We start from the raw sequence: 21,251 nt of genomic DNA, 5'->3' as shown, positions 1-21,251 counted from the left end.
GAGCAGAAATGTGAAGTTTGACTAAGAAGGTATAACAATGTCACTTAAACCTTGTCGTGAATGCGATCACCCAGTATCTACTGAGGCGAAAACTTGCCCAAACTGCGGTGTGAAAGATCCTGTATTGAAGTTCTCTGATATCGTCATAGGACTAGCTGTACTAGGCGCAATTGTTTATTACGGCGGTGGATTCTTGCTTGGACTGTTGTTTGATAGCGATAAGAGTCACGAAGAAGCTACCGTTAGTTACGCAACGGAAGAGAGGGTACAGATAGTCAGAAACTTCCAGAGAGAGCAGGGGCTGAGTGTTGACGGTATCATTGGAAACCAGACGTGTAACGCAACACGCAATCACTCTGATATCCAAGGGATCAATTACATCCTTGATGAGTGTCAAAAGAGACAGAGTAGCGCTGGAACAGCTCCACCAGCTCAAACTAGGAACGTACATAAAGTGGATGTCTTAGACGTAGCGTTTTACCCACACTGGGCAGGTCATGAGAGTGAAATCATTGCTTGGGTTAATGCGACTGCACCGCAAGGCTGTGAGTTAGGCCAATATGATATCGGTCAGACAGATAATCTACTTTGGCTATCATGTGACGGTGTAAGCTATCGTCAGTTCTTCGATAAGGTTGTGAAGGGTGATACAGGGCAAATTCAAGCCTTATCTAGTGATGCTGCATGGTTGGATTGTCGTGAACGTTTAACGCAGCATGTTACAAGCCGTGGCTGGTCACGCCCTCGTTACAGTGTCCTAAATAACGCCACACTTGAGCAGTCTACTCATCGAGCTGACAGTATCACTGTACAGGTAGGTGGTCGAACGACAAATGCCATTAACCGAGAAGTTGTAGCGCTTGGTTTCTGTACCTATGAAGGGACACAGCTTGTTGACTTTACCGTTAGGGAAGAGTGATAGCTTTTTGAGTACACGTAACAATTGAAAGGAGGGTCACCGTAAAAGGTGGCCTTTTTAGTTGTATCACACCAATTACTTAACTCAGAACGTTATCAGTATGGAATACTGAAAAGTAACCTATAAAGTATTATGTTTAGCGGTGATATCACTTATGGAAGAGAGTGATTAGCGAAGCAAACTCTCTACTGTACCAATAGTACTGTAAAGTTATACTGTAACAGTACTTCTTTGTTTGAACATTCTGTTCTAACATAAGAGTTAGTCTGTAAAGAATTACTATATAGTAGAAGGGATAAGAGATAAAGAAGTGTGATTAAGAGACGCTATAGCAAAACTGTAAAGTTAAGAGCCTATACAGTTATTTAACCACGAATTCAGATCTTGTCAAGTTTTTTATATTGGTTGCATATGATCGTTTGATCACTTATTGATCGAATGGTGATTTACTGAGTGAGGTTGACACATAGTCTTCACAATTTTACCTGTTCTTGCAAATGGCACATTTCTAAAGTCAGGGGGGAGGTTAGTCAGGTTATTAGGCTCTACACACATCAAGCCTCGTCCAAGTTATCTTTCTGAATATATTGGATAAAACGCATTCTAAGCGCTTTTCTTAGCTCTGTAGTACATCATTAGCGTGAGGGGAGGAAAGGCTTGTCAGGAGGCGTACAGGGCGTATTTGACCTGATTTGAACGCCTGTTTTAAGCATTAGCAAACCTTCCTTGACTGTTCTTTGATTAGACTTATTAACCATGCTGGTTGTCAGTAGGAATTTACCTTCTGCTTGTCAAAATAGTTAAACAAGAAATCTACATTAGGGCTAGCATAGTTACCATAAACACGCTATATTGTTCACCTTAAAGTTGATTGGTTACCAAAAAGGTGTAAATATCATGGTGAGGTAGTAAAACAACATTGCTGGTTTAACGGCGTTATTTATCATTCGCTGTTTATGCTTCTGTATTCAGAGCAGTATGGATTAGTAGTAGCTAAAGTCTTTCTTATCTGCAAAGCTAGTGATTGCTTTACAGCAATGGCTGGTTATATAGGTTCAAGCTTATGTGCTGTGTAGCTCGTAAGGATTTATCTATTGCAAGGAGAAGAAGCGGTGCAGAATAAAGCTATTAATAAATACTGTCCTAGATCGGGTAAGTTGGTTCAGCTAGACTCACTTACTGAATATAAGGGCTTTATCGTTGGGTTTTGTAATCCAGATTGTCGCAATGACTTTGCTGCAAACAAAAGTGACCGCCCAACAGACTCAATGTATTTTGACACTCTTATCAAAGAGCACGAGTTAGCCTGAGTAATATCCATGTGATAAAACTCATCCATATGCTTACTTACAGTTATGTCTCGCCCAAGTTCTATGGCACTTCTTACTATTGTGATCTACTACAAGCAGGCCTAATACCTGAGCTAACCGTGATCCACCAGCACTTATGTAAGGGCGAACCTGAACTACAGCACCCTACGTTTACTAAATCCAATTTGTTGCATACAAATGATCGCGTGATGTAGCTCACGTTATCTGTTATAATCCCCCCAATTTTAGAGAGCTGGCAAATACTGTCAGCTCTTTTATTTGCCTGTTTTACAAGACGTTTCCGATGGAGGGAACAAGTTATCATCAGTACAGCTAATATCACAATGCAGTTTGGCGACAAGCCACTGTTTGAGAATATCTCCGTTAAGTTTGGTGAAGGTAACCGTTATGGCCTGATTGGTGCGAACGGTTGTGGTAAGTCAACGTTCATGAAAATTTTGGGCGGAGAGCTTGAGCCTTCTGCAGGTACTGTCTCTAAAGATCCTAACGAGCGTATGGCGAAACTGGGTCAGGATCAGTTTGCTTTCGAAGAGTACACTGTCGTCGACACAGTGATCATGGGTCACAAAGATCTATGGAAAGTCAAAGAAGAGCGTGACCGTATTTATGCAATGCCTGAGATGTCGGAAGAAGACGGCATGCGCGTCGCTGATCTTGAAGTAGAATTTGCTGAAATGGACGGCTATTCTGCTGAGGCTCGTGCTGGTGAGTTGCTTCTTGGTCTTGGTATTCCAGAAGAGCTGCACTTTGGCCTGATGAGCGCGGTTGCTCCTGGCCTGAAAGTACGAGTGTTGCTTGCTCAGGTACTGTTTGCTGACCCAGACATCATGTTGCTTGACGAACCAACCAACAACCTGGACATTCACACCATTGCATGGCTGGAGCGTATTCTTCTTGAGCGCAACTGCACCATGATCATCATCTCGCACGACCGTCACTTCCTGAACAGCGTATGTACGCACATGGCTGACCTTGACTACGGTGAGCTACGTATGTTCCACGGTAACTACGACGAGTACATGGTAGCCGCGACTCAAGCTCGTGAGCGCCTATTGGCCGATAATGCCAAGAAAAAAGCACAGATTGCCGAGCTGAATACTTTCGTTAGCCGTTTCTCTGCCAACGCATCGAAGGCTAAACAGGCTACATCACGTCAGAAGCAAATCGACAAGATCCAGCTTGAAGAAGTGAAAGCATCGAGCCGCCAGAACCCATTCATCCGTTTCGAGCAGGAGAAAGAGCTGTTCCGTAACGCGCTTGAAGTCGAAGGCCTGAAGCAGGGCTACGGCGATAACATCCTGATCAACGGCGTGAAGCTGCTGGTGGAAGTGGGTGAGCGTATCGCGATCATCGGTGAGAACGGTATCGGTAAATCTACCTTCCTGAACACCCTTGCCGGTGTAATGGAGCCGATGGATGGCATGATCAAGTGGTCGGAAAACAACAATATTGGTTTCTACGCCCAGGATCACAGCGCTGACTTTGAGAGCGACATGAACCTTATTGACTGGATGGGGCAGTGGAAGAACGAAGGTGACGACGAGCAGGTGGTTCGCGGCATCCTCGGGCGTATGCTGTTCTCACAGAATGATATCAAGAAGTCTGTGAAGGTCTTGTCTGGTGGTGAGCAGGGTCGCATGCTGTTTGGTAAGCTGATCATGCAAAAACCAAACATCCTATTGATGGATGAGCCAACCAACCATATGGATATGGAATCTATCGAGTCGTTGAACCTGGCGCTGGAAAACTACAAGGGTACCCTGATGTTCGTTTCCCACGACCGCCAGTTTGTATCATCGATTGCAACGCGTATCATCGAAATCACCAAAGATGGCGTGGAAGACTTCCACGGCACTTACGATGAATACCTTGCTAAGAAAGGCCTTGAAGGTTAATAGCCTTGTGTTGAGTTGCCTTTTCGGTAGATAAATTTTTGAAAGCCGCCACGTATACCTGTAAATACAGAGTTATACAGGGCGGCTTTTGTTTAGGAGATGATTGTATGAAGATTTGGGTAGACGCCGACGCTTGTCCGAATGTCGTTAAGGAAATATTATTCCGTGCCGCGAATCGGGTAGGGGTTGCTGTCACATTGGTGGCGAACCAGTTTATCCGGGTGCCGCCCTCGCCGCATATCAAGTCGATACAGGTTGAGCCGGGGTTTGACGTTGCTGATAATTATATTGTCCAGCAAGCAGAGCCGGGCGACTTGGTGATTACCGCTGATATTCCACTGGCTGATGAAGTGATCACCAAAGGTGCCCATGCATTAAACCCGCGAGGTGAGATGTATACCAAAGATACGATCAAGCAGCGTCTGCAAATGCGTGACTTCATGGAAACAATGCGCAGCTCTGGGGTGCAAACCGGTGGCCCTGCGCCACTTAGCCAAGCGGACCGACAGAACTTCGGCAATAAACTCGATGCATTTCTAGCGAAAAATCACCGTAAGTAGCAGGCCTTGCTCTGCAAATATTTCAGTAGTGAGGTTACTCTTTCGCCTCACTGCTATCTTCGGATTGTGCGTCTTCTTCATTGTTGCCCTTTTCGCTCTTTTCCTTTTCTTCCTGCTCCTCTTTCTCCTTTTGGGCTTCTTGCTCTTCCAGTACCACCTTAGGTGTCGATTTTTCTTTCTTGGCTAGCCGGTAGGCCAGCGCCAAGCCGAACGGGGATGTCTCGTCGGTGACCAGTTTTTCCAAAGCCTTGCTGTCGACCTGATCGAGCTGCCCCATCTCACTGGCGGTCCGCTTAGATTTGCCGATCACTTCATCGTCAGGCAGATCAACCATAATGGTGGCGGCTTCGGTGAGGGCGGTGGCGTATTCTTCGGGATCATTGAGATCGTAGTCAGAAATTTTCATGTGCTGACGAATTTCAAGCGCCCAGTTCAAAGCAAGATAGGGAATGGAGGCTGTTTTGTTGTCTTTGCCATCTGGCTCTGGCGGGATGTAACTAATGCCGTTGAGAAAGTTGACCAAGGAAAGGTATTTGTCATGCTTGAGCTGTTTCATGCCTATGTATTCAGGCAGGTCATCGGGCTTGAGCTTTTTGCCTTTTTCGTTGACCAGCCACACTTCGTTGTCATTGCTCATTTCGGCCCAGAAATCATCACCAGAGCCCAAGAGGTTATGACTAACTTTGAGGGTAATTGGAACGCTGGTGCCGCCATTGGGCATATCCCAGAAGGTCGAGAGTAGGGTTAATCCTTCTGTCAGGTATAGGACACCTTCTTCAGGGCCCACTACCACAGTGGTTAGTGCATCCGCATTCTGGCCGACTTTGCCAGAGCATTGATAGGTTTCCGGATCGGTAGGGAGGGAGTTCTCATCCCATTTTTTAACACCTTTGGCACCGTTTACCCGGCACAGATCCCGATACATGTTTTTCAAATCCGCTTTATAGCGCTGCAGATTGGCAAATATTTGGTCGTAATCTAGAACCGCTTGGGTGGGCAGTAGCTGATCCAGTGTGACGGTAATTGTGTCACCGTTTTCAAGCTCGCTGTAGTTAACCTTTTCTGCATGGGAAGAAAAAGGGGTACAAAAGATCGCACCAAGAATAAGGGAGCACAAACGCTGACAATACATAAACCCGGCCTCACACCATTTTTTACAACAGTCTAGCAAAGCTGAGCCGAACAATTTGTTTCATCAGTGAGTGGCTTGGGCACCGCAGGCATATAGCCTGCAGTGGATAAAAGAGGGTGAGGGGGCGCTGAGCTATCAGATGCCGAGCTCGTCGAGAAGATCTAGGTCTACCTCGACAGGTGCTGTAGTGTTCTTTTGGGGGATGTGAGAATGGCTCTGTGCCGCCGCAATGATCTGGTCGGGATCACATTCTTCATGCTGATCAAATTCTTCGAGTTGGATGAATTCGGTTCTATCCATGGCCAGCTCGAGGTAGAAAATATTGTTCTTCTCGGTCGTGAAGCTGACGCGACGAGCCTGCGGCCGGTCGAGATTGGTATCTACCGATAGTAGTACCTGCTTGTTCAGGGCAAGCATCTTGGGCTGGTTCTGGGTAATCGATACTTGCAACTCGCGGCGGATTTTACCGGTGAAGTCCCCAACAACCTGGTTCATCAATTCACCGAGGACATCGGCCACTTCATCGGACGAATGGTGAATAGCGAGCTCTTCGGCCGACATGCCCATCTTGAGCATATAGCTTTGGTAGAGTTCTAATGCAGCCTGGTGAGAGAAGTTGGTGACGACAAGTCCGGTAAAGCCACCATCAAAAAGTACGAAACAACCAATGTCTGGTTTAAGGCTGGTTTTATTTATTTTTTGCACCATCGCCGAGTAACTGACAGGGCTGCCCGTAGCCGCTGATAGCACGCCAGAAAATGACTGGCACAGTTTAAGCAGGATATCGTCGGTAGTGATGACTTTGTTTTTTTTCATTGAGCTTGCAGTTTTGGTAGGTGAGGAATGAAAGTGTGACATTAAAAGCAGGGAAATGCACAATGCATGGCTTAGTGGCTTGACGTAGTTCACCTTTTTGCCAGTAAGCCATGCGGCTATTGCCGTTTGGCGGCACTTTTTCGGAATTATGGGAAGCGTTGTTCTAGGTACTGAATAATATCATTGGACTCATACATCCATGTGACTTCACCGGATGCCAGCTCGATACGTAGGCAGGGCACTTTGCGTTTTCCCCCGCCATTGACCAATGCTTGCTCATTGTCGGGTTGCTTGGCATCAATAGTTTCGAGCGGAAGACTCATTTTTTTTGCTGCGCGGCGTACTTTGACACAGAATGGACAGGACTCGAACTGGTAAAGGGTCATCGATTCAAGCTCTTTGTTGATACGCTGTTGCTCTTCATCGCTGCGCTGCTGTGGCTTGGGAGAGAAAACGGCATTGAGCAATAAAATGAGCTTTCCAAGAATAAGGCGAATAACTTTCATTTCTAATAATGTCCTTTTGAAATAGTGCTTTTTTATCATACCTGTTTATTCATAACCAAAAAACCACAGTAAAACTACGTGTAATTAACGAATGCCGCGTTAAGCCTAAGTTGTTGAATTATTAATAAGTGAATAATGCTGGACAAAAGTCGATCCATGTCACTCTGTGGAAAATTTAATACAGCTAAAAATATAAAAAAGATATAAAGCCGTTATCATAATCAAAGTTGGTAAGCAATTTGGGTCATATCTTTGTGTCACATGACAAAACTATATTAATTTGTGATGATTCGCGGTTGGTACACCGGGCAATGCAAAAGTTTTTCAGCGAATTTACAGGCATAACCCTGTATTTCGCTGAAAGCGGCACACAAGCCCTGGAGTGCCTTGCAATGAATGATATCGATGTCATGTTTCTTGATTTGACGATGCCGGTGTTGGATGGTTTTGGTGTGTTACAGCAATTGCCTGTGAGTACTTATCCGACCAAAATTATTGTGTTGTCAGCCGATGTACAGCAACGGGCCATTGAGCGTTGTGTTGATGCCGGGGCGAATTACTTTTTAGCCAAACCTTTTTCGCGCTCCCAAATTTATTCGACGTTGAAAAAATTGGGCTTCTCACTAATCCGAAAAAGTAGAGATATTCCACCAGAAAGTAATTTCATCCCTTCTCAACCGCTCTATGGAAATGATTATTTATATCAATTTCAGGAGATCGCTAATATTGCACTAGGGAGGGGGGCAGCAATTATTTCCGACCATTGCCGTGAATTTATTACCATGCCATTACCGAATGTTGCGATGTTAGGTTGTGGCGAACTGGATATGATGATCAGCAACCTCACTCATCGTCCGGACTCCACTGCGATTGCCCAGCGTTTTGTCGGCGGAGGCATTCACGGCGAAGCCCTGGTCTGCCTATATGGAAGTGATATTGGGCTATTTGGCGAACGTTTGGGGTTTAGCACATTCGGTGATAAACAGAGTGAAGTGATTATCGATATAGCCAACTTAATGGTGTCCTCGTTTTTGGTTTCCTTGTCTGAACAAATGAATATTCCTTTTTCTATTCGGCAACCCATATGCCTCGAGGAATATATGATCAGGGGAGGGAGTGAAGCGATGAATTGTGAGCTGTTTACCATCGAATACAGCTACCAGTCTGAAAAAATGGATATGGCCTGTGATGTTTTACTCATGATGGATCATGACTCTACACAAGTGATCAGACGTTTTATGGAGACATTGCAGTGACTTACCCTGACAGTTTATCTGAATTCCATCTTGCCGCGCAGGTTATCGACAATATTGATGCTGGTGTCGTGATGCTTGATAGCAAGCACAGAGTCATGATTTGGAACACTTTCATGCAAGCTTACAGTGGTATCAGCGTCGAGCAAATTATGGGGCAAAACTTATTCGAGGCAGTACCTGACTTGCCGGAAGAGTGGCTGAGAAATAAAATCCAGTCGACCTTTAAGCTTGGGACTCGCTCCTTCAGCAGTTGGGAAGACCGGCCTTTTATTTTTAATTTTACCAACTTTAGCCCAGTTAGCGGCGGTATGACGAGTATGTTTCAGAACATGACTTTAACCCCGTTAAAAGCGCTAGATGGTGAATACCGACATATTTGCCTTACAGTTACCGATGTATCGGACATTGCGAAAAGCAAGATCCACCTAAGAGAGAGCAATGCGCAGCTGACCCACTTAAGTATCACCGACCGGCTGACACAGCTTTATAACCGAGGTCATTGGGAGTCTTGTTTATCTGCCGAGTTTGACCAATGCCGTCACTATCAAACCGTGTCGAGCCTGGTCATGTTCGATATTGATCATTTCAAGAAAGTGAATGACACCTTTGGCCACATTGCTGGCGATGCGGTGATTAAGTCTATTTCCAGTCTGCTAAAAAAGGCCAAGCGTCAATCTGATATTGCGGGCCGATACGGTGGCGAGGAGTTCGGGGTGATCCTGCCGGGCACCAGCTCAGAGTTAGCCCAGTATTTCACGGAGCGATTGCGCAAGCGGGTCGAAGAATCATTGGTGAAAATGGACATCCGTGATATTCGGGTCACGATTAGCTTGGGGCTCTGCGAGTGGGCGCCTTGGATGACGTCTTATGAGCAATGGTTAGAATGTGCCGATAGCGCCCTGTACCAATCCAAGAGGGCGGGCCGCAATCAATGCACGCTTTATCAATCTACAGTGGAACATTGTTCTGATATGTCTGGGGTGTCATAGGTGTAAAAGCGAAAAATATAGTTTTTGCCTATATCATTGGATTGATTTGACATAGAATAATACGTTCATTCTCATTTAGGCTATCTTGTTGATTGCAATTGCTAATAGCCTGAATATTAGCAGTAACGTAAGACAAGAATCATTGGAAGAGTAGATTGGATTATGGTTGTAGAATCTGAAGGCTATCATGCGCTCATAGAGTACTTTACTGAGCACCTTTCCCTGTTTGAAAATGCAGAAGCTAATGGATGCGAGGAAACGGTTGAAGATGTAGTGACAGATATGATCGCAACCAATTTGATGACTGTTTTTGCGCAAAATCCGGATCTGGAAGCTGACTTCCGTTTTAAGTTGATGCAGGAAGCTGATGCGGTTATGGAAGATTTGAACGAAGTGCTTGCCGGAGCGTGGAGTCGCTGCCCAACCAATGAGCAGGTTTGCTTTTTAGAAGACTATGTCGGGTTGGTTAAAAACCTATTTGATAGCGCGATAAGCCAAAATGCTAGATAAAAAAAGCAGCAGTTAGCTGCTTTTTTTATTTCAGCAGACTTCCGGTTTCGCTTCGTTATTTCTCCACTTTTGTCCGGATAAATTGTTTTTGCTATTGATACCAAGGATGACATAGTTAACTGAAATCTAATTGTCATATTTATTGAGTAAGTTTGCCTCCAAGATGTCCTGTCCCGCTAGCTGAAATAGAGACATAAAACCATTTCGTTTCTGTTCTTGGGGAGAGGATGTGTCAGATCACGATACTGGCTGAACTTAATCAGGGATATGATCAGCATGAAAAACCAGTTGCGGGGTAAACCCCGTCTCTCCATTGTAGCCGCCATTCAAATTGTTTTTGTATTACTGGTCGTGACCGGTGGGTTACTTTCTTTTTTCGGTAATAATGGACTGAAAAATATTACGCGGGAATTTGACGTTCTCAGTCATCAGGCGCTGCCGGTTACTATGAACAGCAGTGTGATTGTCAGGGCGTCATTGCAATCTGCCCAGCATCTCGGTGAGATGATCAACAGCTCGTCTGTTGAAGAGCTTGATATTGCACATCAAGCTTTCGTCAGCGAGCAGAAAACAATGGCAGCGGCACTCGGTGAACTACAGCGTCTTGCGGATAAAAACCAACTAGGTTGGTTGACTAATGATATTCATGCGCTAATTAGCCAGGCTGATGACGTGGGCACAACGGCTGCAACGCTATACCAGTCTCAGCAAGAGATATTGATTAACCAGGATAAAATCGAAACCGACAAAGCGATGATGAATTATGCGGTTTCTTCAGTTCGCGCCGAAATGAGCCGTGTTGGTACCGAAGTGTTTGCCAATAATTTAGCTGGCATTAACCATGTTACAAATTTTGTGAATCACTCGCTGGAAATGGCAAGTCATCTGATGGCATTGATGCTCGAGCGTGATTTATCTAAAGCACGAGGGTTGGTACGTAGCCTGCAAAGTACCAACCTGTCGGGTATGAAATATGCCTGGCGGGAAATGCATCGCCTCGACCCGAGTATTGCGGACTACACCAGTGTTACGGTGCCGTTCTCAATGGTGAAAGCACTGTTCGAGTATAATGGCATTGTTGCGCTGCAGCTTCAGACACTGGCACTTCAGCAAGAGCAGGCAGCCAAGGTGCGAGAAGCCCATCAGCAAATCGGGTCCATGGCTACCCAGATTAATACGCTTATCGATGGTGCCAATAGGTTGGTTGAGCAAGGCGAGGCCGGGGTTATAGAGGCGAGTGAAAATGCGATGGCATTGTTTATTACCTTTAGTATTGTTGGCCTGGTGGTTGCCATTTTTGCCAGTGGCTGGATCAGCCATTCAGTAAAACGCTCGCTGCAGAAAATAGACCGTGTCGTCAAGGCGACGAGCAATGGTGATCTAACCGTTAAGGCCACTCAGGATGCACCGAAAGAGTTTGCCGTGTTAGGCGGTTTACTGAATCAATCAAACTTCAACAATAGCCAGACACTCGGCCAGCTAGTGGCAAACAGCCACCAGTTGAGCATGGCTGCGGAAACCAGTCAGAAAGCGGCCTCGCAGTCGCGGATTGCCATCAAAGAGCAAAGTGATGAATTAACAGCTATTGCAACGGCTATTTCGCAGCTTGAAATCTCGATTAAAGAGATTGTTGCCAGTACTTACGAGTCAGAGCAAGAAGCCATGCAGGCTAATAATATGGCTCAGCAAGGGGTTGATATTATCGAACAGAGCACATTGCGGTTACGCCAATTGGATGAGCGCTTTGCGGTTAATGAAACCCGCATGAAAGAGCTCGATAGCCACGTCGATAAAATCACCCAGGTGGTGGAATTGATCAGTACGATTGCCGATAACACCAACCTGCTGGCACTCAATGCCGCCATTGAAGCCGCTCGTGCGGGCGAGCAGGGCAGGGGGTTTGCCGTGGTAGCCGATGAGGTTCGCAAGTTAGCCAGCGAAACTAATATGCAAACAGCGTCGATTCGTACCACGATTGATGAGCTGCACCGGGCTGCAAGGGATGTCAATCAAGCGATGGTGGTCAGTCGGGAGGAGATGACATCCTCGATTGACTTGAGTAGTGAGGTGCAGGCATCAATTCATCAGATTAAATCAATGATTGCCACGATCAATGACAAGGTGATTGCCATTGCAGCGGCAACCCAGCAACAGGAAAATGCCTCGATCGATGTCGGGCAAAGTGTTGAGCGGGTCTCCCTGAAAGCGCAAACTAACAGCCGAGAGTTGAAGACGCTGGTGGAGCAGGCCGGAATGGTATCAGATATCGCCCACCAGCAGCAGGATTTACTGTCGACATATCGGTTGCAGCCTTAGCGACGATTGTGCATTTTGAGCTAGCATGGGTATACAAACGCCAGTAGAATGCTGGCGTTTTTTGTTGTTAGGTAAACCGTTATGCGTATTCATGCTGTTCATAAGTTATATGATGAGCGCCTTGCTCGTTCTACTCGTCCGTTTCTTGCCCGTGGCTGTAAAGTAGAGCGCTGCTTATTCTGTATGTTGCGCAAACATTTGTGTATTTGCTCCAGCAAGCCGGAAATCACATCGGATGCCGCTTTCTTGTTGGTGATGTATGATGATGAGATCCTCAAGCCTAGCAATACCGGCCGTCTGATCGCCGATTTGTTTGAAGATACCTATGCCTATATCTGGTCGCGTACCGAGCCAAATCCTGAGATGCTGGCGCTACTCGAGGACCCACAATGGCAGCCGTTTGTCGTGTTCCCAGCGGAATATTCGGCCCCGGAACGTGTTGCCGAGCGAGTAGAAATGGAGCCGGGTAAGCGACCATTGTTTATTATGCTTGATGGCAGCTGGGCGGAAGCGAAGAAAATGTTCCGCAAGAGCCCTTACTTGAATCAGTTCCCTGTTCTGTCCATCAATCCAGAAAAGCCTTCACGGTACAAAGTGCGCGAAGCCTCAAAAGAAAACCAATTGGGTACCGCTGAAGTCGCCGCGCGAATTATCGATCTTTTCGGTGAGTCAAGAAATGCCGATGTATTGGATTTGTGGTTTGATGTTTTCCGCGAAAACTACCTCACCGGTAAAATGAACCGGGTGCTTCCTGATGATAACGCGATCATCCAGCTGCGCGAATACATGGCAAGTTATGCCTAAGCAGGGGAATTAGGCTTAGGTATTGCTGAAGTGCATTTAAATTATGCAACATTTTGATGTTTCTTTCAGCAATCGCGATAGCAAGCACCATGCAGCCCTGCTAAATCTGCAGCTCGTCACAGTCTGTAGGTGTAGATATGTGGATAATTTTTTCAGTTTTGTTTTTTTCTTATTTTTTGGGAGTGCAGGATGTACTACGGCTTTGATGTGGGTGGAACCAAGATTGAGTTTGGCGCGTTTAACGAAAAACTTGAGCGTGTCGCCACCGAGCGAGTGCCAACCCCGACAGATAATTATGATCTGTTGGTCGAGACTATCGCCGGCTTGGTAAATAAATACGATGCACAGTTTGGTTGTGAAGGCTCGATTGGTTTGGGTTTGCCGGGCATGGAAGATGCTGATGATGGCACTGTTCTGACCGTTAACGTACCTGCGGCAAAAGGAAAGCCGCTACGTAAAGATCTTGAAGCAAAAATTGGTCGTTCGGTAAAAATTGAAAACGATGCGAACTGTTTTGCGCTTTCTGAAGCGTGGGACGAGGAGCTACAAGATGAGCCTTCAGTGCTGGGTTTGATCCTGGGGACTGGTTTTGGTGGCGGCTTTATCTATGAAGGTAAAGTTTTCTCGGGCCGCAATCACGTTGCTGGCGAAGTCGGTCATACCCGCCTGCCTATCGATGCATGGTTCCACTTGGGTGAAAATGCACCGCTGCTAGGCTGTGGCTGCGATAAGAAAGGCTGCCTGGACAGTTATTTGTCTGGCCGTGGTTTCGAACTGCTTTACGCCCATTACTACGGTGAAGAGAAGAAAGCGATCGACATCATCAAGGCGCATGCTGAAGGTGAAGCCAAGGCGGTTGAGCACGTAGAACGCTTCATGGAACTATTGGCGATCTGTTTTGCAAACCTATTCACAGCTACGGATCCACACGTGGTTGCGCTGGGTGGCGGCCTGTCAAACTTCGAGCTGATTTACGAAGAGATGCCAAAGCGCATTCCGAAGTACCTGCTTTCTGTTGCAAAATGTCCGAAGATCATCAAAGCAAAACATGGTGATTCAGGCGGCGTCCGTGGTGCTGCATTCCTGAATATTAAATAATTTACGATTCAGCTGTCACTATTCGATATCATTCAAGCACCGCTTTGCGGTGCTTTTTACTTTGTGGCGACTAAAAACCGGAAACTTCCCGCCAACACTCACACTTGCCCAGCTTTTTTGCTAGAATCCGGCCTCTTTTGAAAATTGTCGGTATTTTGCATGTCTTTCCAATCGCTGGGGCTAAATAGCCAACTTGTTGAAAATGTTTCTTCTCTCGGTTTCGAGCAGCCAACACCGGTGCAGCAGCAGGCTATTCCTGAAATATTAGCAGGCCATGATGTTTTGGCCGGTGCCCAGACCGGTACGGGAAAGACAGCCGCGTTTGGTTTGCCTCTGCTGCATCGCCTATTGGAAGGCAATGGCACTGCGACGGAAGCAAAACAGGTCAAAGCCTTGATCCTGACACCGACCCGCGAGCTGGCCCAGCAAGTGTTCGATAGCTTGAGCGGGTATGCGAAAGATACTGAGCTGAAAGTTGCAGTGGCCTACGGTGGCACGAGCATGAAGGTGCAGGTCAAAGCCCTCGAGTCGGGCGTGGATATTTTGGTTGCCACGCCAGGCCGCCTGCTTGACCACGCGCATGTGCGCACGGTTGATCTCAGCCAGATCAGCTATCTGGTGCTGGATGAAGCCGACCGCATGTTGGATATGGGTTTTATTGATGACATCAAGCGTATTCTCAAGCGCATGCATGTTGAGCGCCAGACTGCTTTCTTTTCGGCGACATTTGGCAAGCAGGTCAAGAAGCTTGCGTATGACATTTTGGATGAGCCAAAGCTGATCGAGGTAACGCCAAGCAATAGCGCCGCGGTTACGGTCGAGCAGATGGTGTACCCAGTCGATAAGCATAGAAAAAGTGAGTTACTGGCTTATTTGATCGGTTCCCGAAATTGGCAGCAGGTTCTGGTGTTCACCAAAACCAAGCAGGGCTCGGATGAGCTTGCCAAGGAGCTTGGCAAAGATGGAATCAAGGCTGTCTCGATCAATGGGGATAAAAGCCAAGGCGCGCGCCAGCGTGCGCTGGACGATTTCAAATCGGGCAAGGCAAGGGTCTTGGTCGCAACTGATGTGGCTGCCCGTGGGCTGGATATCGAACAGTTGGAATATGTCGTCAACTATGAGATGCCATTTAAAGCCGAAGATTATGTCCACCGCATTGGCCGTACCGGCCGAGCAGGGCAGGCAGGGCACGCGATCTCACTGATGAGCCTGGATGAAGAGTGGGCGCTTCGGGCCATCGAAGAGCTGCTTGATACGCGCTTGCCGCAGCAGTGGCTAGAAGGCTACGAGCCTGATCCGACGATTGAGCCACCGGAAAACCGCCGCCGCGGGCGTTCGAGTGACAAGCGCCGTGCCAAGGCTAAGTCTCAAGTTCACAAGCATAGAGGGCGTCAGCGCCAGCGTAAGTAGCCTTTTTACCGCTTCCATTTTTCACCTTCAATAAAGCACCACCTATGTGGTGCTTTTTGTGTCAAAAGCGAGGGTGCCTGCCTTGCGCGTGTAGAAATACGTGATCAAGCAGTAATTTCTGACTCTTATTTTTTGATGAAAATTTAGAGGCTTGGTGATAGCTGAAGCTTCTGGTATTCTATTCTATCTTACTGTTAATGAACGAAATATTGCCCCATTTATTTTCCTTTTTATTATTTGTCATAGGTATTCATGGACAATTTAAGGCGACGTATACGACTAGCGGCTTATATCCTGCTAACGTTTTCATCGTTAACAGCGTTGTTTCATATCTTAGGGGGATTTGAAAAAGAGCTGAAAATTGATGCCAGGAATGCCATTTATTCCAGTATCGATGACAGTAGCCAAGGGGGGGACACTCAGTCCTATATCGACTTTAATGGCAAGGCAGTTAAGTTGAACTGCGATATAGGTACACAGGGAAAGTGGCCATTTTGTGAGATATCGATTGATCTGGTAGGCACGATGGGTGGTCTAGACCTATCTTCGTTTCACTCCATCGGCATTGATGTCGACTATTACAGCCTGATGGATGGCGAACGTCTCAGGGTTTATTTACGCAATTTCGATCCTGATTATTCCAGCACCGATGATCCTGTGTCATATAAATTCAATGCGATAGAGTTTGCACCAGGTTTAGGCGACGGCATGAAAGTGATCCCTTTGAAAGCATTTCAGGTGCTTTCATGGTGGATAGCTGATTACCAAGTACCGATTGAAAATTCTGGCCCTCAGTTCGATAACATAGTGCAAATTGAAATTGCGACAGGTAGTCACGTCAAGCCTGCACATTATTCGATTAAACTGAACCGGCTGGTTTTTTATGGTCACTGGCTATCAGAATCCGCACTTCTTAGGGTTAATATTTTGCTTTGGGTGCTGGCTGCTATCTACTTTTTGGTAGCAGAACGTCGGCGTCTTGCTGACCGGGTCAAGCAAATGGGGGCGCAGGCGGATTATCTCAAACAGGCTAACAAGCAACTGTATCAACAGTCGCTGGCGCTTGAGCAGCTCGCGTTCACCGATAATCTGACGGGAACGCAAAACCGACATGCGGTAGATCGCTGGTTGCGGGAAATCGTTGATTTTTCGCAACGAAACTGCCACGCATTGTCGATGGTGTATATCGATATCGATTATTTCAAGCGAATCAATGATTCATTGGGGCATCACGGCGGTGACGAAGTACTTAAAGAATTTGGCAGGGTGCTGAATCTGCGAGCGCGAAAAACGGATGTAGTCGTACGTTGGGGCGGTGAGGAGTTCATTATTTTTTGTCCTGCCACCAACCTTCGTGGCGCAAGGGAGTTTGCCGAAATGGTGCGGGAAATTGTCGAGAGTTACCAATGGACAAATGGGCTCCGTATCACCTGTAGCGTCGGTGTGGCAGAGCATCGGCCCGATGAGAAGATAGAGACATTCATACAGCGGGCGGATAACGCACTGTATAGAGCAAAGCAGCAGGGACGTAACCGGGTTGAGGTGGTTTAACTTCTAGCTCTGTAGGTCAATAAAAAAACCAGCACACGCGTGCTGGTTTTTTATTATGGAGGCTGATATTACCAATGTTATTTGGTGCAGTGGCGAATTGCATTTTCCAGCAGTTCCGTCGCCGTCTGGTGACATTCTGGCAGTTCGGCATCGGAGGCGTTAACCGGTGTGACACGCTGCCCCCACTTGATAACGGCGGCACCCCAGGTCAGTCCCGCACCAAATGCCGCTGACAGAATAGTGTCACCGGGTTTGACCCGGCCTTGCTCCACCGCTTCGCATAGCGCAATAGGCACGGTTGCGGCTGACGTATTGCCATACTGGTGAATATTAACGAAAGCTTTGTCCTGCGGAATGCCGGCATGGTCGCACAGGGCTTCGATTATACGCTGGTTAGCTTGGTGGGGGATCACCACATCAATATCCCCCTGGGTTAGGTTGGCCCTTCGCAACACAGTGTTAGCAGCCGTTCCCATTCCCCGCACGGCACGTCGGAATATTTCCCGTCCCACAAAGTTGAAGGCAAAATGTCCGGCATCTGGGTTGAAGCGATCCATGGCCGTGCCGAATTCCGGGATGGCCAGCACATCTCTTCCTTCTGGATCACAGCCCAATTGGGCATCGAGCAGGCCAGAGAGCTGGGTTGAGCGGCTCAGAACAGCAGCGCCTGCGCCGTCACCAAAAAGTACCGCCGTATCACGCTGGCTCCAGTCGAGATACCATGACAGGCGTTCGGCTCCGATAACCAATACATGCTGGTAATTTCCGGCCTGAATCATTTTGGTCGCAGTTTCCAGACCATACAGGAACCCCGTACAAGCGGCATTCATATCGAAGGCGGCAGCTTTGGTTGCGCCCAGGTCGAGCTGCACTTTTGAGGCGATGTTGGGGACAAGGGTGTCTGGAGAGCAAGTCGCGACAATGATGAGGTCCAATTCGGAGGCATCTACGCCGGCAGCCGCAAGCGCACGGGCTCCTGCGATATGGGCCAGTTCAGAAGTGTTTACATGGCTTATTCGTCTAGACTCGATACCCGTACGAGTTCGTATCCATTCGTCTGAAGTATCAACAAATTGACTGAGCTCATCATTACTCAGCTCAGTAGGAGGGAGGCACTTGCCCCATCCGGTAATTTCTGCGTAGTACATAACTTCACTCGTATATTTGTTCGGCATAACCAAAGTAAACCATAACTGACTGTTAACACAAGGAATATGGTGAGTTTCTATACAGATATTGAGGTTATGTCAGATATGAGTATTTGTTACACTGCATACAGCTAGTAACCATTAAGGAAATAACCAATGATTCGTTTGGGTGTAATCGGTACAAACTGGATCACCGACCGCTTTATCAGCGCTGCATTATCAACGGGCCAGTACCAATTGATGGCTGTTTATTCCAGGACACTGGAAAAAGCGTCTGAGTTTGCCAGTAAGTATGGACAAGTAGAATGTTATGACTCACTCGAGGATCTTGCAAACAGTGATGTAATAGACGCCGTGTATATCGCAAGCCCCAACTCGTTGCATGCCCCGCAAGCCAAAGTGTTTATCAATGCGGGCAAGCATGTGATTGGAGAGAAACCATTGGCATCCAATATTAATGAAGTGCAAGAGTTGGTTGAACTGGCTGCCGAAAAGCAAGTGCTGTTATTTGAAGCGATGAAGGCAACCTATGTCCCTAATTTTGCAGTGATTCAAAAAGCCCTACCTAAGCTTGGTCGTATTCGCAAAGTGTACTTTTCCTACTGCCAGTATTCCTCGCGTTATCAGAAATACCTAAACGGTGAGAATCCCAATACGTTTAACCCTGCTTTTTCCAATGGGTCACTGATGGATATCGGGGTCTACCCATTAAGCAGTGCCATTGCCTTGTTTGGTGAGCCAAACAGCATGACGGCACAGGGAAACCTACTCGACTCCGGGGTGGATGCCCATGGCACACTGGTGCTGCATTACGCGGATTTTGATGTCACTATTGCGCACTCGAAAGTCAGCGATGGCTTTATCCCGAGTGAAATCCAAGGCGAGCAGGGCACCTTGTTGGTTGATTTTATATCTGAATGCCATGGCGTTAGGCTTTGTCGCCGTGACGAGCCTGCGGTTGATTTAACCGTAGCGCAAGATGAGAATGCGATGCGCTATGAAGCCGAGGAGTTTGCCCGTTTGTTGAACGCTGGTACAGTCAACCACGAAGGACTTGTTCGCAGCCAGATTGTCAGTGCAATTACGACCCAGGCGAGAGCGATACTGGGCGTTCGCTTTCCGGCCGATGAACTGTAAGGTGCCGACAAAAAAGGTGGGGCAATTGCCCCACCTTGTTGTCTTGTTTGCGTCTGTTTGGGTTACCAGAACAGGTAGGCAAGCGCTGACAGTACTGCGATACACAGGATATTGAGGTAAATCCCGACTTTCATCATATCCGACTGCTTGATATGGCCCGAGCCAAAGACGATGGCATTCGGTGGTGTCGCTACTGGCAGCATGAATGCGCAAGAAGCGGCAACGGCAATCAGGGCTGACAGGATAACCGGGGATACGCCTAAAGCCTCGGCGACAGTGGCAAAGACCGGTACGAGAAGCGCGGCACTTGCGGTATTACTGGCAAACTCAGTGAGGAACACAACAAAACCTGCCACCACCAAGATGGTGAAGAACAAGCCGGCTTGCTCCAGGAACCCACTCAGGCTATGGGCCAGGAAGACACTGGTGCCAGTGGCCTTGAGCACATTACTCAGGCAGATACCGCCGCCAAATAGTAGCAACACGCCCCAGTCGGTAGACTTCTCGATATCTTTCCACTGAACCACTCGCGATGCACCAAGCATGACAATCGCAGCCAGGGCAACCAGCGTGTCAAAGCTCTTGAATCCGCCAAGCATGCCATTGATAGGCTTGCTGAAAATCCACAGCAGAACCGTAATACCGAAAATGACCAAGGTCGCCAGCTTGCCGTTGTTCCACTCAACAGGCTTGTGGTCTAGATCGAAGGTATGCTTCAAGTTCGGCTTCAGCATAAAGTAGAGCAGGGCGACGGTTACAGGAAGCAAAACAATCGATACCGGCAAGCCGAATGCCATCCACTCTGTAAAGCTCAAGCCAACTTCGGCGGCCGCGATGGCGTTAGGCGGGCTACCGACGACAGTGGCAATACCGCCGATACTTGCGCAGTAAGCAATACCAAGAAGAACGAATACATAGGTGCTGCGCTCGCTCTTGGCGTTCACCTTGTTGAGTACCCCCAGCACAAGCGGTAGCATCATGGCGGTGGTGGCGGTATTACTGATCCACATAGACAGGGCTGCAGAAACACCAAAGAGCATGAATACGGCAACCGACATACGTCCCTGGGCGATCAGCAACACTTTATCGGCTATTGCCTTGTCCAACTCTTGCTTGTGTAACGCTGCTGCGAGGGCAAAACCACCCAAAAACAGGAAGATGATAGGGTTGGCAAAATTACTCAACGCCGCAGGCGTCGGGAAAATATCGAAACTGACGGCAAGGATCGGTACCAAAATCGCAGTGATACTGACATGGAGGGCTTCGGTCAGCCAAAGTACCGCAACAAAAGCAAGAATACTGAGACCAACAACCACTTCTTTGTCAAAAGGTAGGGTATTTAAAAGTAAGGTAAAGAGGGCGATGTCTGCCAGCAGAATAATACTGTTCCGGTCAAACAGCCACTTGCGTAGTGTCATCGTCAAGGCTGTCATAGTAGTTTCCTTTCATCTGATTATAGTTATCAAGTGCAATCATGTGCACTCAGGTGACTTGCTATGAATGTTACCAACTGTTTTTGTTTTGTTAATATGTTTGCGTTCAATTGTTGGCCAATTGACGATTGGATTGATTGAAGTGTGAGGTTATGAAGTTGGAATGTGTAGAAAAGTACCCATTTCTACGGACGACTTTTTGCGGCGAGGCGCAGATCCGCGGCTCAAAGAACTCGGTATGAACATTGTCGTTACAGTATGTGATATTACTCTCATTGATCAGGGTTGCTGGTCTTAGGCTATTTTACAGTTGTTATGCGATGGGTATCATAACTGGCAGAAAGGTAATTGTGTGAATTGATTGTTGGCAGGTAGCATGAAACAGCAAGGGACTCGGAAGCGTATTAGGCAGGATGCACAAGTGCATGTCCGCAATGTCA

General features: G+C 47.3%; 17 protein-coding genes. 12 read left to right on the top strand and 5 right to left on the bottom strand.

From position 1 onward, the window contains the following. Positions 1-37 precede the first annotated feature (37 nt). From PTW35_RS10100 to PTW35_RS10090, 3 genes are all read left to right on the top strand, one after another. Positions 38-919 (top strand): peptidoglycan-binding protein, encoded by an 882-nt coding sequence (locus PTW35_RS10100; protein WP_281024873.1) that lies wholly within the window; start codon positions 38-40, stop codon positions 917-919. 1,630 nt (positions 920-2,549) lie between these two features. Beyond that, a complete protein-coding gene (locus PTW35_RS10095) occupies positions 2,550-4,145 on the top strand; it encodes an ABC-F family ATPase (RefSeq protein ID WP_281027481.1) in 1,596 nt (531 codons plus the stop codon). Positions 4,146-4,252: 107 nt separating this feature from the next. Then, positions 4,253-4,705, top strand: coding sequence for a YaiI/YqxD family protein (locus tag PTW35_RS10090; protein WP_044623481.1), 453 nt, complete (start codon positions 4,253-4,255; stop codon positions 4,703-4,705). Between the two features lie 34 nt (positions 4,706-4,739). On the opposite strand, the gene PTW35_RS10085 is transcribed toward PTW35_RS10090, so the two are convergent. From PTW35_RS10085 to PTW35_RS10075, 3 genes are all read right to left on the bottom strand, one after another. After that, complete coding sequence (locus PTW35_RS10085) at positions 4,740-5,837, bottom strand: ParB/Srx family N-terminal domain-containing protein (RefSeq protein ID WP_281024872.1); 1,098 nt, start codon at positions 5,835-5,837, stop codon at positions 4,740-4,742. A gap of 135 nt (positions 5,838-5,972) precedes the next feature. Beyond that, positions 5,973-6,653, bottom strand: coding sequence for a DUF3334 family protein (locus PTW35_RS10080; protein ID WP_281024871.1), 681 nt, complete (start codon positions 6,651-6,653; stop codon positions 5,973-5,975). 146 nt (positions 6,654-6,799) lie between these two features. Beyond that, the gene (locus PTW35_RS10075; RefSeq protein WP_281024870.1) at positions 6,800-7,159 is read right to left on the bottom strand and encodes a glutathione S-transferase N-terminal domain-containing protein; all 360 of its coding nucleotides are present in this window, start codon (positions 7,157-7,159) and stop codon (positions 6,800-6,802) included. A 311-nt stretch (positions 7,160-7,470) separates the two neighbouring features. Between PTW35_RS10075 and PTW35_RS10070 the strand changes: the two genes are divergently transcribed. From PTW35_RS10070 to PTW35_RS10035, 8 genes are all read left to right on the top strand, one after another. Next, positions 7,471-8,415 carry a response regulator gene (locus tag PTW35_RS10070; RefSeq protein WP_281024869.1) on the top strand — a complete coding sequence of 315 codons (945 nt, stop codon included), beginning with the start codon at positions 7,471-7,473 and terminating at the stop codon, positions 8,413-8,415. Then, complete coding sequence (locus tag PTW35_RS10065) at positions 8,412-9,404, top strand: diguanylate cyclase (protein ID WP_281024868.1); 993 nt, start codon at positions 8,412-8,414, stop codon at positions 9,402-9,404. Before PTW35_RS10070 ends, PTW35_RS10065 begins: the two co-directional genes overlap by 4 nt. 162 nt (positions 9,405-9,566) lie before the next feature. Then, positions 9,567-9,914 carry a DUF3802 family protein gene (locus PTW35_RS10060; RefSeq protein ID WP_281024867.1) on the top strand — a complete coding sequence of 116 codons (348 nt, stop codon included), beginning with the start codon at positions 9,567-9,569 and terminating at the stop codon, positions 9,912-9,914. A 276-nt stretch (positions 9,915-10,190) separates the two neighbouring features. Beyond that, positions 10,191-12,230 carry a methyl-accepting chemotaxis protein gene (locus PTW35_RS10055; protein ID WP_281024866.1) on the top strand — a complete coding sequence of 680 codons (2,040 nt, stop codon included), beginning with the start codon at positions 10,191-10,193 and terminating at the stop codon, positions 12,228-12,230. An 81-nt stretch (positions 12,231-12,311) separates the two neighbouring features. Continuing rightward, on the top strand, positions 12,312-13,034 hold the full coding sequence (locus PTW35_RS10050; RefSeq protein WP_281024865.1) for a tRNA-uridine aminocarboxypropyltransferase: 723 nt from the start codon (positions 12,312-12,314) through the stop codon (positions 13,032-13,034). 189 nt (positions 13,035-13,223) lie between these two features. Then, entirely contained in the window at positions 13,224-14,132 is a 909-nt protein-coding gene (nagK, locus tag PTW35_RS10045) for an N-acetylglucosamine kinase (RefSeq protein ID WP_044623473.1), read from the top strand. A 159-nt stretch (positions 14,133-14,291) separates the two neighbouring features. Further along, complete coding sequence (locus tag PTW35_RS10040; protein ID WP_281024864.1) at positions 14,292-15,542, top strand: DEAD/DEAH box helicase; 1,251 nt, start codon at positions 14,292-14,294, stop codon at positions 15,540-15,542. Positions 15,543-15,794: 252 nt separating this feature from the next. Beyond that, on the top strand, positions 15,795-17,093 hold the full coding sequence (locus PTW35_RS10035) for a GGDEF domain-containing protein (RefSeq protein ID WP_281024863.1): 1,299 nt from the start codon (positions 15,795-15,797) through the stop codon (positions 17,091-17,093). 77 nt (positions 17,094-17,170) lie between these two features. On the opposite strand, the gene PTW35_RS10030 is transcribed toward PTW35_RS10035, so the two are convergent. Then, positions 17,171-18,241, bottom strand: coding sequence for a ketoacyl-ACP synthase III (locus PTW35_RS10030; RefSeq protein WP_281024862.1), 1,071 nt, complete (start codon positions 18,239-18,241; stop codon positions 17,171-17,173). A gap of 156 nt (positions 18,242-18,397) precedes the next feature. Here PTW35_RS10030 and PTW35_RS10025 point away from each other — a divergent pair, with 156 nt between their 5' ends. Next, on the top strand, positions 18,398-19,378 hold the full coding sequence (locus PTW35_RS10025) for a Gfo/Idh/MocA family oxidoreductase (RefSeq protein WP_281024861.1): 981 nt from the start codon (positions 18,398-18,400) through the stop codon (positions 19,376-19,378). A gap of 62 nt (positions 19,379-19,440) precedes the next feature. On the opposite strand, the gene PTW35_RS10020 is transcribed toward PTW35_RS10025, so the two are convergent. Next, entirely contained in the window at positions 19,441-20,811 is a 1,371-nt protein-coding gene (locus tag PTW35_RS10020; RefSeq protein ID WP_281024860.1) for a DASS family sodium-coupled anion symporter, read from the bottom strand. Positions 20,812-21,251 lie beyond the last annotated feature (440 nt).

Origin of the sequence: Photobacterium sp. DA100 (assembly GCF_029223585.1) — a bacterium.
Lineage (GTDB): Bacteria > Pseudomonadota > Gammaproteobacteria > Enterobacterales > Vibrionaceae > Photobacterium.
The sequence above is the reverse complement of the archived record's forward strand: the minus strand, read 5'-3'. Positions and strand labels throughout refer to the sequence as shown.